The 218-nt window shown below is 27.1% G+C and carries 1 pseudogene; it reads left to right on the top strand.

Features of this window, described 5'->3' with window-relative positions:
• Positions 1–218 (top strand): annotated as a pseudogene (locus AAEY55_RS18710) (hypothetical protein); the annotation flags it as partial.

Here is a 218-nt window from a genome sequence, read left to right as displayed (position 1 = left end):
ATGCCGACTGAATCTATTGCTGTAGAAAAAAACATAAACCAAAATAATTCACAACCTACAAAGATTGATATGAGAAATATATCAATTGATGAAATTAATACATTAATTAAATCAGGGGAAAGTGCTTTACTTGATGTAGTGCCATTTATACCATTAAATGTACTTGAACAATATAATAATGATCCCGAAAAAATAGGTAAAATCAAAGTAGACTTAAT

It is taken from the genome of Pseudoalteromonas sp. 120-MNA-CIBAN-0494, from assembly GCF_040308885.1.
Taxonomy (GTDB): Bacteria; Pseudomonadota; Gammaproteobacteria; order Enterobacterales; family Alteromonadaceae; genus Pseudoalteromonas; species Pseudoalteromonas nigrifaciens.
This window is presented reverse-complemented; position numbering and strand designations above follow the sequence as displayed.